At 34.0% G+C, this 24,502-nt stretch carries 25 protein-coding genes; all 25 read right to left on the reverse strand.

Annotated features, from left to right (window positions below):
* The 25 genes from ACFSO7_RS01995 to ACFSO7_RS02115 all read right to left on the reverse strand — a co-directional run bounded on the left by ACFSO7_RS01995 (position 1) and on the right by ACFSO7_RS02115 (position 24,186).
* Positions 1 to 1,293: an O-antigen translocase gene (locus tag ACFSO7_RS01995; RefSeq protein ID WP_377874866.1), complete on the reverse strand. Its 1,293-nt coding sequence runs from the start codon at positions 1,291 to 1,293 to the stop codon at positions 1 to 3.
* Positions 1,294 to 1,303: 10 nt separating this feature from the next.
* On the reverse strand, positions 1,304 to 2,395 hold the full coding sequence (locus tag ACFSO7_RS02000) for a DegT/DnrJ/EryC1/StrS family aminotransferase (RefSeq protein ID WP_377874867.1): 1,092 nt from the start codon (positions 2,393 to 2,395) through the stop codon (positions 1,304 to 1,306).
* A gap of 4 nt (positions 2,396 to 2,399) precedes the next feature.
* Complete coding sequence (locus tag ACFSO7_RS02005; RefSeq protein ID WP_377874869.1) at positions 2,400 to 3,383, reverse strand: GNAT family N-acetyltransferase; 984 nt, start codon at positions 3,381 to 3,383, stop codon at positions 2,400 to 2,402.
* Between the two features lie 216 nt (positions 3,384 to 3,599).
* Positions 3,600 to 4,040, reverse strand: a complete 441-nt coding sequence (locus tag ACFSO7_RS02010) for a sugar 3,4-ketoisomerase (protein WP_377874871.1) — start codon at positions 4,038 to 4,040, stop codon at positions 3,600 to 3,602.
* A complete protein-coding gene (locus ACFSO7_RS02015) occupies positions 4,037 to 5,167 on the reverse strand; it encodes a glycosyltransferase family 9 protein (RefSeq protein ID WP_377874873.1) in 1,131 nt (376 codons plus the stop codon). The genes ACFSO7_RS02010 and ACFSO7_RS02015 overlap by 4 nt, the downstream gene beginning before the upstream one ends.
* Before the next feature lie 29 nt (positions 5,168 to 5,196).
* Positions 5,197 to 6,681, reverse strand: coding sequence for a D-glycero-beta-D-manno-heptose-7-phosphate kinase (rfaE1, locus tag ACFSO7_RS02020; protein WP_377874875.1), 1,485 nt, complete (start codon positions 6,679 to 6,681; stop codon positions 5,197 to 5,199).
* Positions 6,682 to 6,684: 3 nt separating this feature from the next.
* Positions 6,685 to 7,242, reverse strand: coding sequence for a D-sedoheptulose 7-phosphate isomerase (locus tag ACFSO7_RS02025; protein WP_377874877.1), 558 nt, complete (start codon positions 7,240 to 7,242; stop codon positions 6,685 to 6,687).
* Positions 7,243 to 7,357: 115 nt separating this feature from the next.
* Positions 7,358 to 8,011 carry an HAD hydrolase-like protein gene (locus tag ACFSO7_RS02030; RefSeq protein WP_377874878.1) on the reverse strand — a complete coding sequence of 218 codons (654 nt, stop codon included), beginning with the start codon at positions 8,009 to 8,011 and terminating at the stop codon, positions 7,358 to 7,360.
* Between the two features lie 16 nt (positions 8,012 to 8,027).
* Complete coding sequence (locus ACFSO7_RS02035; protein ID WP_377874880.1) at positions 8,028 to 9,644, reverse strand: aldolase catalytic domain-containing protein; 1,617 nt, start codon at positions 9,642 to 9,644, stop codon at positions 8,028 to 8,030.
* A complete protein-coding gene (locus ACFSO7_RS02040; protein WP_377874882.1) occupies positions 9,637 to 10,389 on the reverse strand; it encodes a 3-deoxy-manno-octulosonate cytidylyltransferase in 753 nt (250 codons plus the stop codon). The genes ACFSO7_RS02035 and ACFSO7_RS02040 overlap by 8 nt, the downstream gene beginning before the upstream one ends.
* Before the next feature lie 31 nt (positions 10,390 to 10,420).
* A complete protein-coding gene (locus ACFSO7_RS02045) occupies positions 10,421 to 11,968 on the reverse strand; it encodes a lipopolysaccharide biosynthesis protein (protein WP_377874884.1) in 1,548 nt (515 codons plus the stop codon).
* Between the two features lie 13 nt (positions 11,969 to 11,981).
* Positions 11,982 to 13,001: a dTDP-glucose 4,6-dehydratase gene (gene rfbB, locus ACFSO7_RS02050; RefSeq protein ID WP_377874886.1), complete on the reverse strand. Its 1,020-nt coding sequence runs from the start codon at positions 12,999 to 13,001 to the stop codon at positions 11,982 to 11,984.
* A gap of 18 nt (positions 13,002 to 13,019) precedes the next feature.
* The gene (rfbA, locus tag ACFSO7_RS02055; protein ID WP_377874887.1) at positions 13,020 to 13,919 is read right to left on the reverse strand and encodes a glucose-1-phosphate thymidylyltransferase RfbA; all 900 of its coding nucleotides are present in this window, start codon (positions 13,917 to 13,919) and stop codon (positions 13,020 to 13,022) included.
* A 4-nt stretch (positions 13,920 to 13,923) separates the two neighbouring features.
* On the reverse strand, positions 13,924 to 14,337 hold the full coding sequence (locus ACFSO7_RS02060; RefSeq protein ID WP_377874889.1) for a sugar 3,4-ketoisomerase: 414 nt from the start codon (positions 14,335 to 14,337) through the stop codon (positions 13,924 to 13,926).
* Between the two features lie 75 nt (positions 14,338 to 14,412).
* Positions 14,413 to 15,417 (reverse strand): glycosyltransferase, encoded by a 1,005-nt coding sequence (locus ACFSO7_RS02065; protein WP_377874891.1) that lies wholly within the window; start codon positions 15,415 to 15,417, stop codon positions 14,413 to 14,415.
* Between the two features lie 265 nt (positions 15,418 to 15,682).
* Complete coding sequence (locus ACFSO7_RS02070; protein WP_377874892.1) at positions 15,683 to 16,522, reverse strand: 6-hydroxymethylpterin diphosphokinase MptE-like protein; 840 nt, start codon at positions 16,520 to 16,522, stop codon at positions 15,683 to 15,685.
* Positions 16,491 to 17,657 carry a glycosyltransferase gene (locus ACFSO7_RS02075; protein WP_377874894.1) on the reverse strand — a complete coding sequence of 389 codons (1,167 nt, stop codon included), beginning with the start codon at positions 17,655 to 17,657 and terminating at the stop codon, positions 16,491 to 16,493. Before ACFSO7_RS02075 ends, ACFSO7_RS02070 begins: the two co-directional genes overlap by 32 nt.
* A gap of 18 nt (positions 17,658 to 17,675) precedes the next feature.
* Complete coding sequence (locus tag ACFSO7_RS02080) at positions 17,676 to 18,677, reverse strand: glycosyltransferase family 2 protein (protein ID WP_377874896.1); 1,002 nt, start codon at positions 18,675 to 18,677, stop codon at positions 17,676 to 17,678.
* Positions 18,678 to 18,700: 23 nt separating this feature from the next.
* Entirely contained in the window at positions 18,701 to 19,729 is a 1,029-nt protein-coding gene (locus ACFSO7_RS02085; protein WP_377874898.1) for an EpsG family protein, read from the reverse strand.
* 156 nt (positions 19,730 to 19,885) lie between these two features.
* Positions 19,886 to 20,578, reverse strand: a complete 693-nt coding sequence (locus tag ACFSO7_RS02090; protein WP_377874900.1) for a sugar transferase — start codon at positions 20,576 to 20,578, stop codon at positions 19,886 to 19,888.
* Entirely contained in the window at positions 20,579 to 21,469 is an 891-nt protein-coding gene (galU, locus tag ACFSO7_RS02095) for a UTP--glucose-1-phosphate uridylyltransferase GalU (RefSeq protein WP_377874902.1), read from the reverse strand. It abuts the gene before it with no gap.
* Positions 21,470 to 21,517: 48 nt separating this feature from the next.
* Positions 21,518 to 22,201, reverse strand: coding sequence for a CpsD/CapB family tyrosine-protein kinase (locus ACFSO7_RS02100; RefSeq protein ID WP_377874904.1), 684 nt, complete (start codon positions 22,199 to 22,201; stop codon positions 21,518 to 21,520).
* The gene (locus ACFSO7_RS02105) at positions 22,191 to 22,916 is read right to left on the reverse strand and encodes a YveK family protein (RefSeq protein ID WP_377874906.1); all 726 of its coding nucleotides are present in this window, start codon (positions 22,914 to 22,916) and stop codon (positions 22,191 to 22,193) included. The genes ACFSO7_RS02100 and ACFSO7_RS02105 overlap by 11 nt, the downstream gene beginning before the upstream one ends.
* A 55-nt stretch (positions 22,917 to 22,971) precedes the next feature.
* Positions 22,972 to 23,811: an SGNH/GDSL hydrolase family protein gene (locus ACFSO7_RS02110; protein WP_377874908.1), complete on the reverse strand. Its 840-nt coding sequence runs from the start codon at positions 23,809 to 23,811 to the stop codon at positions 22,972 to 22,974.
* A gap of 12 nt (positions 23,812 to 23,823) precedes the next feature.
* Complete coding sequence (locus ACFSO7_RS02115; RefSeq protein ID WP_377874909.1) at positions 23,824 to 24,186, reverse strand: helix-turn-helix domain-containing protein; 363 nt, start codon at positions 24,184 to 24,186, stop codon at positions 23,824 to 23,826.
* Positions 24,187 to 24,502 lie beyond the last annotated feature (316 nt).

Consider the following 24,502-nt stretch of genomic DNA (forward strand, 5'->3'; position numbering starts at 1 on the left):
TCACGTTCCGAAAGATTTACTCGGCTCTGTTAACTTTGTATTTTCCTTCAAAAACAGCAATTTATAAAATAATAGAAACATAAATAGTAAATAAGAAAAATAATTCAACGCATAGGCTTGCGTCACTCCCACCATCCCATTTAGGTGGACAAACCAGACAGTCATTCCATAAAAAAATAATGAAAATAATATTTCCGTAAAAATAAACATCTTCGTCATTGCCTTTGCAATCATTAAAAAAGATAACGTCCAACTCGCTACTTTAAAAAAATCTCCAATTAATTGAAAGAAAAATAAGTTTCTCATACTAATAAATTCGGGGGTAAACAACAATGAAATAATTGTATCCCTTAAAAAATAAATGAATAACGCCGAAACTGAAGCAAACGGTAAAATAAATTTATATCCAGATAGTATTTCTTTTCGAAGTTCCTCTTTCGTCTGCAACTCTGATAACCTTGGCAAATAATAAGTAGAGAAAGCCGTTGTTACGACCATTAAATACATCGATGAAATTTTACTTACAGATTGCCAGTACCCCGCCTCATCCATGGAAAGATGATTGATTAAATGATTTCTAATCATGATCTGTGTGAGAGAAACAGATATGATCGATATTATGGTCATTAAGGAAAAGCAAATCAATTTCCGAAAATGGCTTTTATCTGCTACTTCATTCCATTTAAACTTAATATCGAGCCTTTTTAGAACAATTGGCAGTGTAATAAGTAAAATAATTGATTGAACAATGACCATCGCTATTAGTGCGCCAACCAATGCATATTTAATGGTCAAAATCGTTGTAATGATGAGAGAGAGCAGACTACTTGATATGTTGATGGTGATAAACAGCTTGATCTTTTTCATTCCATTAATAATGGATAAGAGGATCGTATTAAAGCAAATAAAAAATAAAGTTACACCCAAAAGTTTAAATAAAATATGATATTCGTTTGATTTTAATATCCAATGAGATAAAAAGGTGCTCCCACAAAATATGGAAGCACCTAATACTAAGGAAAATATAACAGTAATGACTAACGATGCACTTATGACATCGTTTCGCTTTTTATCATCTGTTTCATGATACTCTGCCACATATTTTGTCACTCCAGAGTTAATCGCACCGCTTCCGATTGTAATCATAGCATCCAAAAAGTTTTGAAACTGACCAATTAATGCTATACCGGTTGGACCAATAAACACGGCAACAATCTTGTTTATCACTAATCCCGAAGCTAATTTAATACTAGTAGAAAGGGCTGAAAACATACTGGTTTTTATGAAGTTCATACACTTGCTCCTACTTAAACTTATTCAGCGCTTCGATAATTTCCCAAGTATCCTCAGTCGATTGTATGGGTGAGATAGGGATGCTTAATACCTCATCATGAATTTGTTCAGAAATTGGATAGGAAAAATCATTCCATTCCAAATAGGCTAATTGTTTATGAGGTGGTATTGGATAATGAATAAAAGTATGAATTCCATGATTCAATAAATAAGCTTGAAGTCTTTCTCGTTCTTTCGTTCTAATCACAAAAACATGCCAAACATGTTCTTCCTCATTTTCCGGTGAAGCTGGCAAAACAATGAATGGATTATTTATGTTATCTTCGTATAATTTGGCCAGTTTTCTTCTAGCTTCATTCTCTAGATTTAAATATTTAAGCTTGATACGAAGCATAGCCGCCTGAATTTCATCAAGTCGGTGATTGAAGCCTCTATACATATTTACATACTTCTTATGTGAACCATAATTACGTAATGCTCTAATTTTATTCGCTAAATCATCATCATTGGTTGTAACAGCTCCTGCATCACCTAGTGCCCCTAAGTTCTTACCAGGATAAAAGCTAAAGCCAGCAGCATCTCCTAGATTTCCTACCATCTTTCCACCTAGCATGGCTCCCTGTGCCTGCGCCGCATCTTCAATTACTTTCAGATTATACCTACTTGCAATGTCACAAATAGCTTCCATTTCTGCTGTGCGTCCGTATAGATGAACAACCAAGATCGCTTTCGTATTCTCTGTAATATGATGTTCGATTAGATTTGGATCCATATTAAATGTTTCCATATTGGGTTCAACTAAAATAGGTGTTGCTCCAACTTCAGAAACAGCTAAAATAGACGCAATATAAGTATTGGAGGGCACAATGATTTCATCCCCTGGACCAAATCCATAAGCTTTCAAAATTAACTTTAATGCATCTAATCCATTGCTAACACCAATACAATATTTAACGCTACAATAATCAGCGAACTCACGTTCAAATGCTTCTACTTCATCACCAAGAATATACCAGCCACTGTCGATCACTCTAGCGACCGCAGCCTTTAATTCATCCGCATATTGAGCATTGATTTCCTTTAAATTCAGAAATGGAATCATACGTTTAATCTTCCTTTTTATTTTCTATTATTCTATCTACTTCATATTCATACTGCTGATACAATATTCCCCGTGCTCCAAAGCCTTGTTTTTGAAAAATCAGACCTTCATTTAAATAGGTATTTTCACCCCCTGCAGAAGTTCCAAAATCAAAATATTTCACATTTGTAAACACTTGATGAATTAAATAATCAAATAGATAGTCTAAGGCAGCCAGTTTTTTCCCCGTTTCACTCGCAGAAATATATTGGACACGGGCGACGTTTTTACTTACGTACATCACAACCCCAGCAAGACATTCTTTCTCGTAATATACACTGAAAAGACGAATATGATCGTTGAACAGATTTTTCAATTTCTTCATTTCTGATAAAGTATGAACAGGCTTAGAATGATATGTTTTAAGCAAATTTTCCGTTAAGATCCTCCAAAAATCTTCATATTGATAATCAATCTTTATTTCTAAAGGATAATTTTTCGCCTTTTTAATCCCTCTTTTTCTTAATGTGGTAAAGGGGATTCTTTCATCCTTATATATAGTAGATGAAATTCCAGAATGAATGATTTTTGCTCCGAGTCGAAAAAGAACATATTCATCCTCTTGTGATGGGATGCTAGGATAAATAAAAGGAATGGATTTATAGACTACTTTACGTACTTGTTTCTCTTCCTTTAAATATTGATTGATTCGATTAAAATACGTAATGACATCATCAATCTTCGTTTCAGGTAAAGTGAGCAATCCACCATAAGTGATCCCTTTATGGGTATAAAAGGTTGATCCTTCTATATTTCCTGGCATTACGGCTACAATTCGATCTTTTTTCTTGAGAAGTAGTGAACAATCAGTGAATCGATCTTTATGGTAGTGCAGGTAATCAATTTTATGAAGAAACGTGCCATTTTTAGAATGATCAATAAATTCATCCCACTCTATCTTATCTTCATCAGCAAATTCCTTTATTGAAATTTCCTCAAGATTACTCAAATTTCTCCTCCTGACCAACTAATTTCTAATATTAATCAACTCAACGTATTCTGGATAAAGTGAAACTCAATCAGTGGGGGTTCTTCATCCCCACTGATTGTTAGTTGAACCAATCACGCTCAAGTCACGGCACGTCCTGTGCCTTCGCCTGACTAGGACATCCTGTCCGTCGTCAAGCCTTTACGGGCAGTTATCCCCAACTAGGATATCTAGTTTTCACCCACTACCTTGAGGTGGGGGTATTACTGCCCCTTTATGCGCAATAAAATCTTCATAATCTCTTATATAGTCCTCTTCATTATAATAATCACTTGCTAGTACTATCAGGACGCAATTTTCTGAAAAATTATGCATCTCATGCCAAATCATTTTATCAACAAATAGACCTTGATGTGGTTCATTTAAATGATAACAACGTTTTTCTTTTCCATTATCTAACACAACTTCGCACGATCCACTTACACAAATTATTTGCTGTTGCAAATTCTTATGAGCATGAAAGCCTCTGGATAAGTTCGCTTTCGTATTATAAATATAGTAAACTCTCTTTATTTCAAAAATGATATCTCTTAAAGCTTCAAGTGAAATAAGGATCCCACGTACATCTTCTATTTTTGCAAAGTTGGTTAGTTCACTTTTCTTTAATTCATTTATCATGTTCCCACACCCATTTTCGGCAAATTCTTTGTTAAGACATTATAAACATCATCCACCTCAATGGTTGATATACAACCACCTTCAATTACACATTCATGTTTTTCAAATCCTAAGCTAAGTAGATGATCGCACTTTATTCTTGGTTCGAGGATAACAGCTTTCTCTGAAATCGGTCCCCATCTTTGTGGTGATGTAGGTCCATGTATGGCCGTAATACTTGCCCTCGTTGTTGCAGCAAGATGCATGATCCCTGTATTGACCGTTACAATCGTTCCTACTTCATTTATTAAAGCGGCCGTTTCCTCTAAAGAAAGCTTTCCAGCGAGAGAAATACAATTCGTCCCTATTTTCTGGCTGATTTCATTTGCATAGTAACTATCTTGTTTTCCACCAGTTAAAAGAATGGTATAGTTTTCTCCCTTTAAACGGTTTGCTAAACGAATCCAATTTGATTCTGGCCATTCTTTTTTCTCTTTATGGGAACCCGATGCAAACAAATGGAAAATGATATATTTTTGATAAGGATGTAGCAGCATTCTAATTTTTTTCATACTTTTTTCATTAATAATAAATTCAGGTTTAAATCCTAATAAACTACTTCCTAAGGAGCTGAAAAGATTACGGTAATTTTCTAACTCATGTATATGATCTGTATGTTCTACAGTTTGGTCATAAATATAATGTCTAAATATATTCTTTCTTTTAAAGCCAATTTTATAATCCGCTTTAATGACATAGGAGATAATAGCATTTAATCTAGACCAAGCTCCGAAGTCTAGTAAAAGATCATACGCTTTAAGTTTCTTTAAAACTAAAAAACTACTCCATACATTCGACATGTCAAACTTAATGATTTGATTAATATTTGGTATGTTTTTAGCAGCTGAAATATTTCCATTTGAACATACAAGAGTGATGTTCACATTTGGATAAAGATGAGTTAATTCTTTTATAATTGATGAGAGTAATAGTGTATCTCCGATTGCCGCGATCATTACGATAATGATATTTCGCGGATTCAGCCTCTCTCTCTTTTTCTTTTTCTTGAATAACCCAAGGGTAAAAACAATTGGTATTCCAAGAAATTTATCTATTATCTTTAATTTTGTATTTCCTCGTTCTTTCATCATTTCTCACCGTTATTTTATTTGATAATTTACACTTTAGAACGTTCTTTATAAGAAATTTTCTCGATGATATTAGATGTGGAATAACCTTCCACAAAGGAGATGATGACAACCTTGTCTGTATATTCACGACCAACAACTTCTTCTGGCGTATAATCTCCACCCTTTACTAAAATATCGGGTCTTACTTCAGAAAGTAGGTGTAATGGTGTATCTTCATCAAATAGACAAACAGCATCGACAAATTCAAAGAATGAGAGCATTTTTGCTCGATCATTTTCATTTAGTATCGGTCTACTAGGTCCCTTTAATCTTTTTATAGAGCTATCACTATTGAGTCCAACAATTAGTTTATTTCCTAATCGTCTAGCATCCTTCAAATAAGTAGCATGGCCGATATGCAGTAAATCAAAACAGCCGTTTGTGAAAACGATTTTCTCACCATTTGCCCTCCATTTATTGACCAATTGCTTCAATTCGTTTCTAGATGCTACTTTATTTGATAAATTCTCAACACTTTCAATGAATAATTCCAATTGATCCAGTAACTCAAAATCTCGAACAGCATACGTTCCTAATTTGCCAATGACAATTCTGGCGGCAAGGTTGGAGATTTTTACTGCATCATCTATTTGGGCTCCAATCCCTATAAAGGCAGCTATTGTAGAAACAACCGTATCGCCGGCACCAGAAACATCAAAAATCTCTTTAGCTAAAGTAGGAATATGAATGATTTTATCTTCTCCAACTAGACTCATTCCTTTATCAGACCGTGTAACTAACAAATAATCGAAAGCAAATCTCTTCCTTAATTCGGGTCCATATTGATGGATAACTTCATCTGTATTCGATAATTTCCTTCCAATTATTCCACTTAATTCTTTTAGATTTGGAGTAACCATGGTGGCATTTGTATATTTGCTCCAGTCATTTCCTTTAGGATCAATAATGATCGGTATATCATGTTGATTAGCTGTATGAATCACTTTTTGGCAAAGCTCTTTTCGACAGAATCCTTTTTCATAATCTGAAATGATAATCGCATCAAAGTGTTCATGTGCCATTTTATTTAAAAACCATTCTTCAAACTGCTCCAGTATGGAATCTGAAATATCCATTTTTTCTTCATTATCCATCCTAAGAACTTGCTGATTCCCACTGATAATTCTAGTTTTCGTCGTTGTACATCTGTTACCAATAATCATTCCTGAATGGTCAATACTTCCAAATCTCAACATATCGAAAAGTTCATTTTTACCTTGATCATCCCCTACAACTCCAGCGAGAGAAACTTTACATCCTAAATGGGCTAAATTATTTGCTACGTTCGCGGCCCCACCTAGTGTTTTCATTTCTTCTTTCATATTCACCACTGGGACAGGTGCTTCTGGAGAGATTCTTGTCATGTCCCCGAAGCAATATTTATCTAACATAACGTCTCCAATAACAAGAACATGGCAATCTTTAATTTTTGTTTTAAAGAGATCAATTAGAAATGGAACATTTTTAATCATCCATTAATACTCCTCATCTAGGATTTCACAAATCATATGGCCGATTAAAATATGCGCTTCTTGAATTCTAGCCGTATTATTGGAAGGGATTACAAGACAATGGTCACATAGATCTTTTAACATACCACCATCTCTTCCTGTTAAACCAATGGTAGTTGCCCCCAGTTCTGTTGCTTTATTTATTGCTTTAATAATATTTGGACTATTGCCTGAAGTGGTGATACCAATTACAACGTCATCGGGCTTAACTAATGCTTCTATTTGTCTACTGAATATCTCCTCAAACCCATAATCATTTCCAACAGCAGTAAGAATAGATGTATCCGTAGTTAATGCAACCGAAGGCAATCCTTTTCTCTCTTTCACGAATCTGCCGACAAGTTCAGCCGCAAGATGCTGGCTATCTGCTGCACTGCCACCATTCCCCATGAAATAAATCACATTTCCATTTTCTAAAGCTTTTTTACACTCCATACCAACTAATTCAATCTCATTCATTAATGTCTCTTTTATTTTCTCAATTACTTCTATATGGTCTAATACAGCCGAAAATATAGTCATGCGATCTGACCCCCTATTTTTATGGAAACCAAAAATACCACCAGAAAAATTCTCTAGTGGTATTTTTTGTTTCCTTTAGTCATTATCGTTTTTGTATGAATGTCATCATATTTGATTAAAGCTCCAAAAATGCTCTTATCTCATCAACTGTTTCAGCAATAAAAACATGCTTACTTTGACTTGCTTCTTCTTTATTTTTAAATCCATAGCCATAAGTGACCGCAATGAAGTCTATACCCATTTGTTCAGCCCCGATGGCATCATAGATGCTGTCACCGATCATGACTACTTTTGAAGCATCTTGCTGATCCAATTCTTTTAAGCAAATGGAAATAATATCAGCCTTAGAATGGACGTCCCTATGATCTATTCCATTGATTGAATCAAAATAAGGCAATAATTCGAAATGGTTGATCATTTCCTTTGCGAAGGCATCCAGCTTAAGCGTAGCTACGGCAGTTTTACCCTTCATTTCCTTTATCGCAACTAATAGTTCTTTTATTCGGTCATAATGCTTTGCCTCATATATTCCTTTTTCTTTATATCTTTCTCGATATAATTCTACTGCTGTTCTTGCTTCTTTTTCGATAAAGCCACATTCCCGAATAAAGGAATCCAATAGAGGTGGTCCAATAAAGCTTTTTAGCTGATCAATCGTTAATTCAGCAGCCCCCATCCTTCTAACTGTATAACTAGCCCCTAACATGATACCTTCTGAAGTATCAAGTAAAGTTCCATCTAAATCAAAGATAATGGTAGAATATTTCATAGTTCCTCCAAGCCTTCTAGTTAATCACTGCATCTGTATACGCATCATTATAGACGGTTGATGTAATAAAATGAAGATTCATTTTCTTTTGCTTCATTTCCAAAAATTCACTAATCGCTTCGTTTTTCTTTACAAGTTCATGAAGCTCTGTATGATTGTTCATTTCAGTTGAAAAATAGTTGTTACTCTTATTGATACTGAAACCATCAAATCCTGCGAAATATACATTTTTCACCGATAAACGTTGTAAAAGATTTAGTAGCATTAAGCCAGCATTATCGGAAATGATTGGATTATCGTTAAGTAGATCCGAATAATTAACGATGAAAGTGGAATCATTTTTTGAATTAGAAATATTGGAAGTCGTTATGAACGTTGTATTTTCTAATTGATTGTCCATAATATCTGAAACACGTTCAAAGCGTTTTTGGTTACTAATAAACACGGCATCCGTCATAAACGAATGTGGAATAAAATTAACGCTAAACACAAAAGGATCATTCACTCGAATAAAATCATTGATTTCTTCCTTTTGGTTTTCAATCGATTTTCCAGGAGCAATAATAAGTATTTTCCTTTCACCAACCACCCTTCTGATGACTTCAAGATCATCCGAATCATTAACAAAGTGACTTTGATAATCGATATATAAATCTTCAATTAAGTGTTTATCATAAATATCCCTTGTTCTCATTGGTATTTTCTTTAAAATCGTATGGATCGACTTAACAGAAATCGTTTGCTTATTGATTAGATAATGAGCATAGTTAGGGTGACATTTATTGATAGCAGCAAGATAATATGGAATCGAGTAGCCCCATTTCACTTCGGTATTCATCGTACTTAGATGCTCGTCGACAATTTCTAATAAAGGAACCGTATCATATTTATCTTCTATATTCTCATTAATATAATGGGTAATGAGCTCTGTACAAAGATTCCCTGCCCCTCTACCCATTCCAAAAACTGAAGAATCGATAATAATCCTTCTTTTCGTATGCAGAGCTAATAATTCCTGTGCATTGGAAAAGGACAATTGCAGATTATTATGCGAATGAAATCCAATACAAATGGATTCTTTCAAGTTATTATCTAGAAGATGAAACATTCTAAGCAGGTCGTTTTTGTACATGATCCCAAGTGTGTCGACTAAATAAAAAGCGTATGGATTTAACTGATTCACTTTATCGATCAATTCTAATAAGCTTGAATCAGAATAGCTTGTCGTTCCCACTGGCTGAATATAAACCTTATAGCCTTTTTCCATTAATCGTTTTCCATAGATTAAAGCCTCTTCGATTTCATTTTCATGAAAGGTTACCCGTATACCATCAATGGATTTACCGTCACAATCAGAAAGCTTATCAATCGAAATATATGGTTGGGCAATCATTCCAACATAATGTATGTGTTCGTTCTTTGGCTCAATGTATTCTCGTATTCTTTCCACATTATTAAATAGGGTCTTATTTTCATCGAAGTCCTTTTCTTCGATAAATCCACATTCAATAATGTCAATTTTCGACATTGATAATTTAGAAATGATTTTTTTAATGGTTCGTTCTCCAAAGTGCCAACCATTTATATAGCCCCCATCGCGAAGGGTGCAATCAAGAATCATGATTTTACTCATAAATATAATCACCCTGTTTCATTTGATGATGAATAATGGACTTCACCGCTTCTAAATCCTTAGGAGTATCTACCGATAACGTAGTCACATTTGATTCAATAAATTTGATCCTTTGGCCATTTTCTAAAAATCGAAATTCATCAATATCTTCCGCTTCTTCCAAAGGTCCCCTCTGGGCATGAAAACAAAAATCCAATGCACTTTTCGTAAAGCATTGGACACCAACAAATTTCTTATAGGTAAAGCTGTAGGTTCCTTTCGGGTATGGTATCGGACTTCTAGCCATGTACAATCCATATCCATTAACATCCGTTGCAACCTTTATCTTGGAGAAGTCTACCGCTTCTAATGGATTCTTTAGTTCTGTCATAAGATTGGAAACAAACAAGGACTCCGGGTCAATGTTTTCAGGTATGATTTTCTGAATAGCCTCTGCTTCGATTAACGGCTCATCACCATTCACATTAATATAAAAGTCGGCAGCTACTTTTGTAGACACCTCGTAAAGTCGATCTAAGTGAGTTTTGTGACTAGCTGCGGTCATAATCGCGTTCATTTCGAACTCTTCACAAACATCTTTGATTCTATTATCATCTGTTGCAACGTAAACCTCATCCAACTCTGGAACCAGCTTTAGTTGGTTATAAACCCACCAAATCATCGGCTTTCCACAAATATCTGCTAAAGGTTTACCTGGAAATCTTGAAGAATGATATCTAGCTGGGATTACACCAATAATGCTCATAATCCATACCGCCTCCACATTGAACTTGTTATTAATTTGATTCTTGCAACCTCTTTTTTCGCAACAGCTTTGAAGCAAAGAGTTGTTTAAGCCTTTTTAATTCTTTTCTATTTAATGAAGTAATGAGACTCGTAAAATAACCAATCATGCCGCATCCTATGGCAACTAGAGCAAAGTCTGACCATTGATTAATATGGATTAGACGTTGAATCGAATGGAATAAAGCAACTAATACAATTGTTGTGATCAAATTACGTACGATTAAAGGATAAAAAGTGTTCCACTTGATACCCAAGCACCTGGCTGGGTAGATCGGCGTGAACATAAGATTTCGTAAAACACTGATTATGGAACTAGAAATAGGTATGGCTAATAAGCCAAGATTGGTAAATTGGATTAAAATAAACACTAAACCAACATTTACCACCCCAGAAACTAACAACATAATAGAAGGTAACTTGACTTTATTTAAAATCGTATTCACATTAAACAATATATTGATAGAACCATTGATAAAGTAAGGTCCCATCATAATAATCGATAGGACATGTAAATATTCGGCATCTTCTCCTGGAACCCACAGACGATAAAAATCATCTCCAAAAACGATAAAGCCAGAGATTGGAACACTTATTAACACACTTAACACTTTGCAGGAAAAGTGCACCTCCCGTACTAATCCTCCAATATCATTTTCCGCATAACGGGCAGCTAAAGGTGGAACGAATACGCCCACAATCATCCCAATTAGGAAAACTAAAAAAATCGGGACCGTTTGTGCAATGGAATATTCACCTGCTTTTGCAGCACCAAAAAATAGATTGGCTAATAGAAGATCTAGACCGGTTAGTAAAACCACACTTAGTTGATTTAAAGACACCCAAACTCCAGAACTGAGAAGTTCCTTGACCGCTTTCATTCGAAAATAGGATACTGATAGAGATAACCCTGGCAGGAGACGATTTGTCAGATAAATAGAAATAAAGGTTCCGATGACACTCACACTTAAACTAACAATTCCAACATAATAGATTGACGGTGTAAAAATAGTAAATAAAAAGAGAAACAAGCCACCCTTTAAACCACTTTGAACGATATCCTGATAAGATCGTATATCGATTCGATTCATCGCTAATGTGGCCACTTGAAAGACGGAACCTAAAACCGTTATTAAAAAAGTTAAAAAAATGAAACTAAATAGAATTTGTATTTCATTATGCAGGCTTTGTGGTACATGTAAAAAACGATCGATAAAGAATATGATCAAGCAAAGTGGAATCGCTAGCAAAGTGACCATGATCATATTCGAATAAAAGACAGAATTGAAATAGATGTTCGCCTGCAAAAGATCCTTTTTCATCACTTCTAGCATAATAAACCTAGCTGCCATTGAATTTAGGGCAAGGACTACTAAGTTCATATACGTCACAAAATTATTAGCCAAGGGAAAAAAACCATAGGCTTCCTTTCCCACATGTTCAATTAAAAAAGGTGTAAGGATAAAACTTACACCAATACCAATCGAAAAAGACATTAAATTTGCGATTAAATTAATACTGAGCTGCTTTTTATTATCCATATTCTATTCCTTTTTACTTAAGGGTTTTTACATATGATCGATTGAAAGGATTGTTACTTTCCAGCCACGTTGTGTTCTCTATATACCAATTGATCGTCTGTTTAATCCCTTCCTCAAAGGTATAAATAGGTAGCCATCCTAATTCTGTTGTTAGTTTAGAATGATCGATTGCGTATCGTCTGTCATGACCTAATCGGTCAGGAACAAATTGGATTAATGTCTCTTTTTTGCCTAATAAACGGAGAATTAGTTTTACTAATTCGATATTTTCCATTTCATTATTTCCACCTATATTATATACTTCACCAGATCTTCCTTTATGAAGAACGGTATCAATTGCCCTGCAATGATCATGAACATGAAGCCAATCTCTTATTTGTTTCCCATCCCCGTAGACAGGAAGAGTTTTTTCCTGTAGTGCGTTTTTGATCATTAACGGAATGAGCTTCTCTGGGAATTGATACGGTCCATAATTATTGGAACATCTTGTAATATTAATGGGTAATCCATAGGTTTCATGATAAGCCCTGACCATTAAATCGGCAGCTGCTTTTGATGCTGAATAGGGGCTGTTTGGTGCTAAATTTGTTTGTTCAGTAAAATAGCCCTCTTTTCCTAATGTTCCATACACTTCATCTGTTGAAATTTGAATGAATTTAACTCCTTCTTTCCAATGATTCTTAAATACCCAATGCTTTTTGGCGACATCCAATAATGCTTGAGTGCCTAAAACATTGGTTTTTAAGAAGATTTCCGGAGCTTCGATACTTCGATCTACATGTGATTCCGCTGCAAAATTTATGACAACATCGATTTCGTATTTGATGAAAAGTTCATCAAGCAGGTCATGATTCCCTATATCACCTTTTACAAATCGATAGTGAGGATCATCCTCTATTTCTTGTAAATTCCCTAGGTTGCCGGCATACGTTAATGCATCCAGGTTGATGATTGTATAGTCATACTTTGCTAACATATATTTAATAAAATACGAGCCAATAAACCCTGCTCCACCTGTTACTAAAATATTCATCCTATTCCCCTTTCAACCTCAAGAAGAAAACTGTAATGGAACAACCTTACTCGTTTCATCCGCGATATCCATTAAATATTTTCCATAATCTGTTTTAATTAGTGGACGTGCTAACTTGATCAATTGCCCGCTTGTAATATATCCCCTTCTGTACGCAATTTCTTCGATACATGCAATATATAATCCTTGTCGTTTTTGGATGGCTTCAATAAAATTGGAAGCTTCCAGTAGAGACTCATTTGTTCCAGTATCAAGCCAGGCTAAACCTCTACCTAACAATACGACTGTTAGTTCTCCTTTAGAAAGGTATTGATCAATAATAGAGGTAATTTCAAGTTCACCTCTTGCGGACGGTAGAACCTCTTTAGCTCTCTGAACGACTTGGTTATCAAAGAAATATAATCCTGGAACAGCATATTTGGACTTAGGATTTTCAGGTTTCTCCTCAATAGAAATTGGATTCTCATTTTCATCTACTTCAATTACACCATATGCTCTCGGATCATTCACAAAGCAGCCAAAAATAATACCCCCTTTTATTAAGGAGGCAGCTTCTTGTACTCGATGTCCGAAATCGGTTCCATAGAAGATATTATCTCCTAAAACTAGAGCCACAGGGGAATCACCAATAAACTCCTCACCTATGATAAAGGCTTCAGCTAGACCATTCGGTTTCTCTTGCACAGCATATACAATATTAATTCCTAAGTGACTTCCATTTCCTAATAAATCTTGAAACAGGGCAATATCTCTTGGCGTAGAAATGATTAAGATGTCCTTTATCCCTGCTAACATTAAGACGGATAAAGGATAATAAATCATTGGTTTATCATAGATAGGCAAAATTTGTTTAGAGACTGCTTTTGTCAGTGGATAAAGTCGAGTCCCGGAACCACCAGCTAAAATAATTCCTTTCAAAATATCACCCTCTTCTTTTTAATTTATTTACAGCTATAAGATACTCTTCATAATTCCTGATATAATCGTTTTCATCATAATAATCACTTGCTAAAACAAACAAAACACAATCATCAGAAAAATCATACATTTCACGCCAAATGTATCTGTCAACAATCAAACCTTGATTTGGTTTATCCAATTTATATTCTTTTCTATCTTTTCCATTATCGACGATTACTTTACAAGATCCACTTACACAAATAAGTACCTGTTGCAAATCGTAATGTGCATGAAACCCTCTTGCCTTTTTATGTTTGTTACCATAGATATAATAAACACGCTTAATTTCAAAAGGGATATTTTTAAACTGTTCAAGAGCTACTAGGGACCCCCTTTGATCACCAATAACCGGAAAGTCTAGCAATGAATCCTTCATTTCACTAATCAGCCCTCTAAGATTTTTTGTGTTTTACAAAATTCCTTAGTACCACTTTATAAGTTTGTCGCAAAATTAATTAAATATAGACTTGAATTTTTGATAAACCATAATACATTGTGGTAATAAGCGAATTTTATATAAAAATACTTTTATTAATAGTTTTAAATTTATTGGTTTATTCCATTTTAATAATCTCATTATTTTTAAAGATTGAAATATGGTTTCAAAGGTTTTTGCCAATTCCGCAGACCCTTTTACCACCTCTATCGAGACAATATATTCTGACAGTAAACAATTACTCTTGTAAATATAATAGTCATCTTTAAATTCCAAAGTTAAATTTTCCTCTATCAGTATGTCATGAATCATTTCAATAGCTTCAACAAATCCTCTAACGTTTGTTGGATTTTTCGTATTCGTAATGGAAGCAGGATGCTGGACATAATAATATAGATTTTTATTAATAAATTTACAGTTATTGATCTTTGTTAATACTTTAAATATGGTTGGAATATCTTCATATTTAATACTAGGATATCTAATATGATATTCACTGAACAAACTTCGCTTAATTAATTTATTCCACGAAAAGCCTTCCACAAGTTCCTTTTCATTTATTAGAAACTCACGAATCACTTCATTTCGATCTAGAAGTTTTTGATCATACTTTGCATGGTCATGATAACTCAATATTTTGCCATCCGTGTCAACTTTACTCCAATTGCAAATCACTAAATCAAGATTATCCGCTTTAGCCTCTTTAAATAAGGTTTCCATCATATGGTGTTCAATGTAATCATCTGCATCAACAAATGCAATGTACTCTCCACAGGCTATATCTAAAGCACGATTGATCGCTGCAGCCTGACCTGCGTTTCGTTGATTTAAAAGAATAATATTTGAATTTTCACTTTCATATTCCTTAAGCTTCATGAAGCTTCCGTCTGTTGATCCATCATTTATAATAATAATTTCAATCTCATTTAACGATTGGTTTAATACACTAGTAAGGCATTTATCTAGGAATTTTTCATTATTATAGACAGGTATGATGATACTAACTTTCTTTTCTTCCATTCCTAATCACCAACTATTAAACTTCCAGTTTTTTTACAAAAAGCTCTGTTAAACTAGAGTGTTGATTTCCGCTGCAGTCGCTTGCTTTCCGCGGGGCGGGCTGCTTGAACCTCCTCGGCGCTTCAACGCCTGTGGGGTCTCACCTGTCCTGCTAATCCCGCAGGAGTCAAGCGACTTCAGCTCCAATCAACGGTTTAAAAATCAATAACTGAGCTTTTAAAAATTCCCCATAAAAAAATGCAGCCAGAGAATTTCTCTAGTTGCATTAGTTAATGTTTACTGCTTTGTCTTTTAAAAATAGTGAATCGAAATCAACCCTCTCGAATACCTCAAGCATCCCTCCCCTTGTTGCGTTATAAATTTTTATTTGATGATTATCTGCATATTTCTTTGCTTCCTTAAAGGCGCAGATCATTTTTTCACCTGCTGCTGAAGCTAATGGATCAACTATCCCATAATCTTTCACATGATTGTTCTTATTACTAGCATAATTACAATCCACGCCGATTAAATAGATTTCTTCAAATCCCATATAGACAGCTAATTGAATTAAAGAATAAGTGATGGTATATCCACTATAGACAACCTCAAAAGCATCAGCACTAAATTTGGAATGATACTTTTTATGCGTCCAATTATGGTTTAGCATATGAAGTGGATAAATATAATAATCGTCTGATAACTTTACTTGTTTGGATACTACATCCCCGACGAGCTTTAGTTCCACATTTAATTGATCAATTTCATTTTTATATTTATGAAAGAATTCAGGAAATTGAATCCCGTAATAGTTTGGTCTCCAATCCGTTTCATTAAATGATAAAAAGATGGAATTCATACTAAAAGTCATTTCATTTCTTAATTTGTCTAAATCCTCTATTACTAAACTTGGCCCGGTAGCTACAATAAAACATCTTTCTCCCTTATGTTTATCTTTAAGAATTTTCAACTTTTCGTAAGGGCTCCTTCGATATATTCGACTCACTCTTAAAAACTTACTAATTTGAAATTGAATAGTAGAGATGAAAAATTGCACTGTATTCATGATCACGACAAGAAAAGAATAAATATATTTATTCCGTTTTAATATTGTTTTTATAGGCAAGTTTTCTTTCACCACCTACTATTTTTTGCCCACTTACTTCGCTAAATAACGCTTCAAACTCAGGTACAATTTTCTGAAAAGAAAAATCATGTGCTCGTTTCATTCGAATATTTTTTTGCACGTCTCCATCTTCTGTTTTTAATGTTTCAATTATATTCATTGCAAGTGACTTGTAATCATTTACAGGAGATAACAAGCCGTACTTCCCGTTTTCAAGAATTTCGGAAGGCCCACTTGGACAATCCGTTGATACCACTGGAATGCCAACTGATAAAGCTTCCGCAATAACAACTGAAAAACCTTCATATTTGGAACTTAGCACGAACACATTAGCAGAACGCATATACTTGTATGGATTTTCAACGAAGCCCTTTAAGATAACACTATTTTGTACATTTAAATCTACAATCAATTTTTCCAAGTATTCTCTTTGATCACCTTCTCCCAGAATGATCAATTTGTTTTGTACATGGTGATCTAATAAATATTTATGCGCTTTTATTAGATCATCAAATCCCTTCATTTCCGTCAATCGTCCAATGCCTAAAATAATTGGCTCCTTAATTTCATCTAAATCATTCTTTTCGCTAAGCATGCTATTTATTTCCTCTATCCTAATTGGGTTGTATATTCGTTTAATTGGTACGTTAATTTGCGGAAACATTTTCTCAAATGAATCTTTTACCCCGTTTGAAACTGCTATGATCATTTTTAGCTTAGTGTACAGCTTGTTAATAAGGAATTGATGAATTTTCGTATTTGTCTTCGGATATCGTTGGACATCGATGTGTACCCAGCCTATTGAAGGCTTTTTGGTTAGGACTGAAGCAATAGAAGATAAATAAGTAGGAGTTAACTCTAACGTACCGATGATAAGATTCGCATTTTTAGCAGCCATTGTTACAGCTCTTATAACTTTCAAAACATGAAAGATCGTTTTTTCCTTCTCTGAAAGCACCTTTATTACACTTATATCTTCAGGTAAATAAGATATTAATTCTCCAAAATAATTGACAACTACGATAGATGGCTCAAACATATTCCTGTCTAGTTGTCTAATGACATCAAGTGTTACTCTTTCAGCCCCCCCACCTTGAAGACTTTGCATAATAAATAAGATTTTTTGTCTGTTCACAAAAGGAAACCTCACCTTTCATCTTTTTCTTATATTCCTAGCAATAAGTATGATTACCGTATACATCGTTGGTAAAAATCCCACACCTAAGTGATCGATTCTACGAATATAGTTCTCTCCAAATCTGTTAGTAAAATAGCTTTGATTATTCAATAAGAAGGGATTTAACTTCCAATCGGAAAAATACTTGTAAACTAAACTTCTCGTTTCTCTCATTTTTTGATAAAAGGCGATAAAATTAAATTTAAAAAATTTCAATTGTCGATACATATTCGACCACATCAAAATTTTCACATACTGATAACAAAGCCCTTCTTCATTCCTTTTCGTAAGAGCATTATTTTGCTGATAATAGGTATACGTATCGTCTAACATTTCATAAATGTCATTGATCTTCGGAGATATCGTGGTTAAAAGGCTCCCCGCCCGATTTTTTCGATACATATAGAGTGGTTTATTAATATAGATATAATCGTTTACAAACCTTAGTAATTTATAAATGGTACCAACGTCCTCATAAATCTTACCTTTAGGAAATTTCACTTCATTAAATAAGCAAGTTTTATAGACTTTATTCCATGCACTTGGTTGTACAGTCCATAAATGATCAGGAAAATCCATTCCCTTTACAATATTGGTATAATCATCTTCTCCAACATCCATCCAATCGAAGATAATCATATCTGGTTTGTTTTGTAACGCCTCGAAAACCTCAGAAAAATAATTTTCTGCTATATAGTCGTCACTATCTAAAAAAGTTACATAATCATATTGAACATAGTTTAATCCATAATTCCTTGCATCTGATAAGCCACCATTTTCTTTCGATACATAATGACAATGAGGATATTGATTCGCAAATTTTTGTGCGATTTCGCTAGAACGATCCGTTGACCCATCATTCACAAGGATGATTTCAATATTAGAAAAACCACTCATACTTGTTACAACCGATTGTAAACAATCACCAATATATTTCTCCACATTATAGATAGGAATGATCAGGCTTAATCCATTCATTTATACTAAATCTCCTTAAAAAATTAACTAAAAAAAAAGCTATACGGTACAATACCGTGAACATTGATCATAAGCCTCAATATATAATATAAAATCCAAAATGCGATAATAATTATCACAAAAATTTGACCATTTAGTTTCTGTTTATCATTCAATAAAAGGTGTACTAAATATGAATAAAAATAAATGTTGAAACACGAAAAATAAATTTGTAATCTGTCAATTGCCTCTATTCCTGCTAAAGAATATAGACATAAATTTACAATGACAGCATTGGCGCTAAATTGATAAAGTCTATCGTTTATGCCCAGATTCACTTTAGGATTTGATAAATATAGAGAAATGACAACAATCACCATTTGAATAAAAACGGGAATAAACTGCAGTAGCCCCTTTTCCTTATTGACTCCGAAAAAATTATACGAACCTTGTCCATATTTCTCTCCATAGAATCCCGATACGAAAACCATAATCTCCCCTATTTGATTCTTAATGGAGGGAATAAAATAAAAAACGCAAGAGATGAGAAAAAGTGGAATGACAACGATAGGCTTTAATTTTTTCTTAGGAATAAATAACAATGTAAAAAGAAAAATAGCACTATTATGAAATAATAGGGCTAATAAAATAACAAATATATACTTGATCTTATCCATTCTCTTATTCGAAATTAAATAATTCGCAAAACAAAAGAGGATAGATACAGATATCAGCTGGCGAATTTGATTATAACCATTATAATAAATATGCATGATGACAAAAAAGAAAATACTAATTAAATAATTAGGACTATTCTTCCTTATCCCATAGAAAATGAAGAAGAGAAATAGAAAATAAACACCTATTGAAAAGATATAAAAGCTATTGTATCTCACTGCTATGTCATAAATGACACTTACACCTGGTTCAAGGAGTCCGATATAGTGTTTATGAAGAAAAAAACCATAATACATCGGATAATCTACACCGACGCTTATACCTTTAAAAGCAGCTAATCCTAATAAAATAACAAACCAGGAAAATATCGTGATATTATTTCTTGAAACATACATCTCATTACTACCCCAATTACTATTTCTAAAAATAGTTACTCTCGAAAGAAAAAAACAATAGACAATTATTAAGGGCAATAATAAATAAATGAGCATGTACTTCTCCTTAATTATTCATAGCTTTTTCCTTTATTAAATTCCGCTCTCACGGTCTATTTAGTAGGCACCTTTTCTTTTAATAACTTGTATCACTGTCTTACATAGAATTTTAATATCCAATAATAAAGATTTGTTGTAAACATAATACAACTCTATCTCCACCCGCTCTGGGTAACCAACTTCACTTCTCCCATTTGCTTGCCAATAGCCTGTTATTCCGGGTTTTACAGATAAAAATTCACTTATTTTATTTGAGTATTCTTTTAGTTCTTCCAATACAACAGGTCTTGGTCCCACCAAACTCATTTCACCTTTTAAAACATTAAATAACTGGGGTAATTCATCTATACTCGTTTTCCTTATAAATCTTCCAAATTTCGTGATTCTAGGATCTTCATCTTGCTCCAATTTAAAGTTATTTTGTAAGTATTTTCGGTAAAGGACTTCATTCATTTTTAATTTTATTTCCGCATCCACAACCATGGAACGAAACTTATAAACCATGAACCTTTTACCGTATTTCCCCATTCTTTCCTGTTTAAAGAACATTGGACCTTTATTTTCACGCGTGTGATAAATGACTGAGAAGATGATAATAAAGGGTATTATTAGAAAAATACCAACGACTGATCCAATAATATCTATCAATCTTTTACTTAAAAGGTAGAAAAGACTGTCATTATTCTTAAAAGCTACTTCCAAGGTGTTAACATTTAATTCAGTCGATTCAACATTAACCCGCGCCTTCAATCAGTTCACCTCTATAGATGATTTTTCATGGATCATTTTGGTTTTCAAATACTTTATTAGATCATCCTTTAGCTCAGCATTCTCCAAAGCAAATTCAATCGTTGTTTGAATAAAACCTAGTTTTTCCCCTACATCGTACCTTTTCCCTTCAAAATCATATGCAAATACCCTTTGAATGGCGTTTAACCTTTGGATCGCGTCCGTCAGCTGAATTTCTCCACCTGCCCCTATTTCTTGTTTTTCTAAAAACATAAATATTTCCGGAGTAAAAACATAACGTCCCATAATAGCCAAGTTAGATGGGGCAGTCCCCCTTACCGGTTTTTCCACAAAGTTATGAACATCATAACGTCTGCCCATTTGTTTGCCTGGGTCGACAATTCCATAGCGATGTGTTTCATCTTCTGAAACAGTTTGTACGCCGATGATGGACGATAGCGTTTTTCCATACTCATCTATTAGCTGTTTGATGCAAGGAGTTTCAGCTTGAACAATGTCATCACCGAGTAAAACTGCAAAAGGTTCGTTCCCGACAAATTTTCTTGCACACCATACAGCATGGCCTAATCCTTTTGGATCCTTCTGTCTTATATAGTGAATATCCACTTTCGAAGGAGCTTGAACTTTCTCTAATAATTCAAATTTGTTTTTCTCCATTAGACTATTTTCGAGTTCGAAAGCATTATCAAAATGGTCTTCAATCGAACGTTTTCCTTTACCTGTAACGATAATAATATCCTCAATTCCTGAGGCAACTGCCTCCTCCACGATGTATTGAATCGTTGGTTTATCTACGATGGGCAGCATTTCCTTCGGCATCGCTTTTGTAAGAGGTAGGAATCTTGTCCCTAGCCCAGCTGCTGGTATAATCGCTTTACGTATTTTATTCATTATCGCTTTACCCCCCCTTGCTGATTTAATCTTTTTATGAATGATGCCTCAATATTGGCTGTAATAATCTGAACTCTTCTCTTCAACTCCGTTCACTACAACACCAAGAAAATGTGACTTAGCTTTTTCAAGTAATTCTTTTGCTTTTATCGCCTTATCTTTTCGCGTCTTTCCGCTACTCACTACCATTACAACACCATCGCATTTGTTTGCTAAAATTTGTGGATCCGTAACAGCGAGAATAGGTGGAGAATCGAAGATAATAAATTCATACTTTTCTTTCAGTTCCTGCATTAGTATATCCATAGTTTCTGAATTTAATAGTTCTGAAGGATTCGGTGGTAATGGTCCGCTCGTCAATAGATGCAAATTAGGTATATACGTATCCGTGATAGCCTCTTCTAGGCGTATTTTGTATGTTAAAATATTAGTTAACCCTTCCACATTACTAACCTTAAAATCCAAATGAACGGAAGGCTTCCGTAAATCAGCATCTACTAACAATACCCTCTTTCCTTGTTGGGCCAGTACAATAGACAGATTGGCAGCTGTAGTAGATTTTCCTTCTTTCGGTTCAGGGGATGTAATAATAATTGATTTAATACCTTTATCCGCAGAGGTAAATAAAATGTTACTCCTTATTTGTCGATACTGTTCTGTAATAGGCATCATTGGATAACTATGGGCAATTAAATGGACGGCTCTGTTATCTTTCTTTTCCCTATCCTTCAAGTGTTTCAACTCCTTTATTTCTTTTGGAATTGTTTTTGAATTTTTTTTTCGTCATCTTATTGATCGATCCTAACACCGTTATCCCAAGATATGCTTCAGCATCATGACTATCTTTTATCGTATGATTTAGATATTCAAGTAAGAATGCCAAACCAATTCCGACCATCAAACCAAATACAGCTGCAATAGCAATATTCAACAATGGCTTAGGGTTAACTGGAGTTGGATTTTCTGGTAACTCAGCTTCGGCAAGAATACTAACATTGTCAACATTCATAATGCCCATGATTTCTTTTTGGAACGTTTGAGATACCGCATTGGCAATTTCTACAGCCCTACCTGGATTACTATCTCTTACTGTCAAAGAAAAAACTTGAGAATTCTGTTGAATATTAACCGTGATTCTACTACTTAGTTGTCCAACACTTTCTGGAAGTTCGAGATTCATTTTAACAATCTCCAATATAGCTGGAGTTTTTATGATTTCACTATACGTATTTATCAACTCGATATTGCTTCTTAATTGGGTAACATCTAATCGGGCAGAATCCTTCTGATTGACTAATATTTGTACCCGCCCCTCATATATAGGCGTTATGACGAAATAGGTAATCATACCGCTAATCATTGAAGTAATCATTGTTATAATCACGATTAATTTCCAACGTTTCAGAAGGATTCTAAAAATATCTTTAATGCCAATCATTTCCTCCATATGAACCCCCTGTTGTGGTCCCAGTCATTCCGATATAAAATTTAGGTGTTATTCATTATCTATTCGCTTTTAAAAAATCTAATAACACTTCAAACCATATGAAATTACCTTTATCATTAGGATGAATATAATCATTTGCTAAGATGTCGACCAATAATATTTTTTCTGTTCTTACTTTCTTTCCCATTCCTTCTAGACTATTAAAATAGGACCATTGATTATTTTTAATGATTTTCTCCGACTCGCTAATATAATCTAAATAGGTCGCTCCCAATCGATTTGCATTATTATTTGCAATAGGGTTTGGAGAAATTATCATTATTTTCGCATTCGGCAATCCTTTTTGTAGCTTTGACATAATCTCATTCAAATCTTTCTCTGTTTGTTTAAAACTAATAGATTGTAAATAGTTGTTAATCATCGCATTTTCAAAAATGACTAAATCTGGCTGATCGTTTATGACTGCTTCAATTTTCAAACCATTTAATAAATCTGTTGTGGAGTATCCTCTATTTCCATTATTGATTAATTGCAGATTATCTAACCCCTCAAAATCAGATTGCAGTTTTTTCTTTAACAATTCTGGCCAACTATTGAATGTACTGCTCGCACCCACTCCAGCAGTAGCACTGCCCCCTAATACCGAAACAATTACTTTTTCTTTTGTTAGTGCCCTATAATGTAAAAAATCAATAATGGATTGGGTCTTATTGTCCTCTGGCTTCAAACGATTTATCATAATCTCTTTAGATTCTTGTTCCTTTTTCAAGTACTCTTCTTTCGTTTTTCGGCCTTCTAACGCAGCTGCTTTACTATTACCTATCCAATGTAAATGCCCATAATACAGTACAGAGATACAAATGGCAGCTATAAGAAAAACGATATACTTATTCATTTATTCTCCTTATTAGGGATGGTTTTCATTTTTTATATTTGCATTTTCGTTTTGCCATTTAATAAATTCAATTAACGTTTTGTATTGCTGAATTTTCTCTTTTTCGATTCCTGCTTTTTTTAATTCTTTTATAAATTCATCCCATTCCTTTTCCGTATCTAGATGTTTATCCAGATCGGTACCTGTTTTTAATAAAAGTAAAAGATCTACCTTTAATATGGCTGCAATTTTCTCAATCACTTGAATGGATGGGTTTTTGTTTATATTTCGTTCGATATTACTTAAATAAGATTTAGAAATAGTTGATAGTTCCGCAAGCTGCGAGAGGCTATATCCTCTTCTTTTCCTAATTTCAGCTATATTTTTCCCTATCATTTGTTTACCTCGCTATATTTTTCCATTTAGGGCGCATTCTTTTCCCCTCCAAGAAAACTTAGAATATCAATCAATTAATCCATAAGAAAAAATAATAATATGGGCATTTAACCCACCCTCACACTACACTCTTGACGACTTGCGTCTAAGGTCTATTCCAACCCACAGCGTAACCGAGTGCCTCCTTTTATAATGGTTAGGAGACATCACCAAACTCATTATTTATTTCAAAATTTATATGTTCTTTATACCGAATGTATGATCAAAAAGATCTATTTATTTCTCCCATCAACTTTTATTTCAATTCATTTTTACG

The sequence above is a fragment of the Bacillus sp. CGMCC 1.16607 genome (assembly GCF_042683745.1).
Classification (GTDB): domain Bacteria; phylum Bacillota; class Bacilli; order Bacillales; family Cytobacillaceae; genus Pseudoneobacillus.

What these genes read in the sequence shown, in the direction of transcription:
- rfaE1 (WP_377874875.1), bottom strand. Translation starts at nt 6,681, where the DNA reads ATGATTAAAAATGTTCCATTTCTAATTGATCTCTTTAAAACAAAAATT.
- ACFSO7_RS02115 (WP_377874909.1), bottom strand. Translation starts at nt 24,186, where the DNA reads ATGATAGGGAAAAATATAGCTGAAATTAGGAAAAGAAGAGGATATAGC.
- ACFSO7_RS02030 (WP_377874878.1), bottom strand. Translation starts at nt 8,011, where the DNA reads ATGAAATATTCTACCATTATCTTTGATTTAGATGGAACTTTACTTGAT.
- ACFSO7_RS02000 (WP_377874867.1), bottom strand. Translation starts at nt 2,395, where the DNA reads ATGATTCCATTTCTGAATTTAAAGGAAATCAATGCTCAATATGCGGAT.
- ACFSO7_RS02110 (WP_377874908.1), bottom strand. Translation starts at nt 23,811, where the DNA reads ATGAATAAGTATATCGTTTTTCTTATAGCTGCCATTTGTATCTCTGTA.
- ACFSO7_RS02065 (WP_377874891.1), bottom strand. Translation starts at nt 15,417, where the DNA reads ATGGAAGAAAAGAAAGTTAGTATCATCATACCTGTCTATAATAATGAA.
- ACFSO7_RS02060 (WP_377874889.1), bottom strand. Translation starts at nt 14,337, where the DNA reads ATGAAGGATTCATTGCTAGACTTTCCGGTTATTGGTGATCAAAGGGGG.
- ACFSO7_RS02080 (WP_377874896.1), bottom strand. Translation starts at nt 18,677, where the DNA reads ATGAATGGATTAAGCCTGATCATTCCTATCTATAATGTGGAGAAATAT.
- ACFSO7_RS02040 (WP_377874882.1), bottom strand. Translation starts at nt 10,389, where the DNA reads ATGAGCATTATTGGTGTAATCCCAGCTAGATATCATTCTTCAAGATTT.
- ACFSO7_RS02105 (WP_377874906.1), bottom strand. Translation starts at nt 22,916, where the DNA reads ATGGAGGAAATGATTGGCATTAAAGATATTTTTAGAATCCTTCTGAAA.
- ACFSO7_RS02015 (WP_377874873.1), bottom strand. Translation starts at nt 5,167, where the DNA reads ATGAAAGAACGAGGAAATACAAAATTAAAGATAATAGATAAATTTCTT.
- galU (WP_377874902.1), bottom strand. Translation starts at nt 21,469, where the DNA reads ATGAATAAAATACGTAAAGCGATTATACCAGCAGCTGGGCTAGGGACA.
- ACFSO7_RS02010 (WP_377874871.1), bottom strand. Translation starts at nt 4,040, where the DNA reads ATGATAAATGAATTAAAGAAAAGTGAACTAACCAACTTTGCAAAAATA.
- ACFSO7_RS02085 (WP_377874898.1), bottom strand. Translation starts at nt 19,729, where the DNA reads ATGTATGTTTCAAGAAATAATATCACGATATTTTCCTGGTTTGTTATT.
- rfbB (WP_377874886.1), bottom strand. Translation starts at nt 13,001, where the DNA reads ATGAATATTTTAGTAACAGGTGGAGCAGGGTTTATTGGCTCGTATTTT.
- ACFSO7_RS01995 (WP_377874866.1), bottom strand. Translation starts at nt 1,293, where the DNA reads ATGAACTTCATAAAAACCAGTATGTTTTCAGCCCTTTCTACTAGTATT.
- ACFSO7_RS02045 (WP_377874884.1), bottom strand. Translation starts at nt 11,968, where the DNA reads ATGGATAATAAAAAGCAGCTCAGTATTAATTTAATCGCAAATTTAATG.
- ACFSO7_RS02035 (WP_377874880.1), bottom strand. Translation starts at nt 9,644, where the DNA reads ATGAGTAAAATCATGATTCTTGATTGCACCCTTCGCGATGGGGGCTAT.
- ACFSO7_RS02025 (WP_377874877.1), bottom strand. Translation starts at nt 7,242, where the DNA reads ATGACTATATTTTCGGCTGTATTAGACCATATAGAAGTAATTGAGAAA.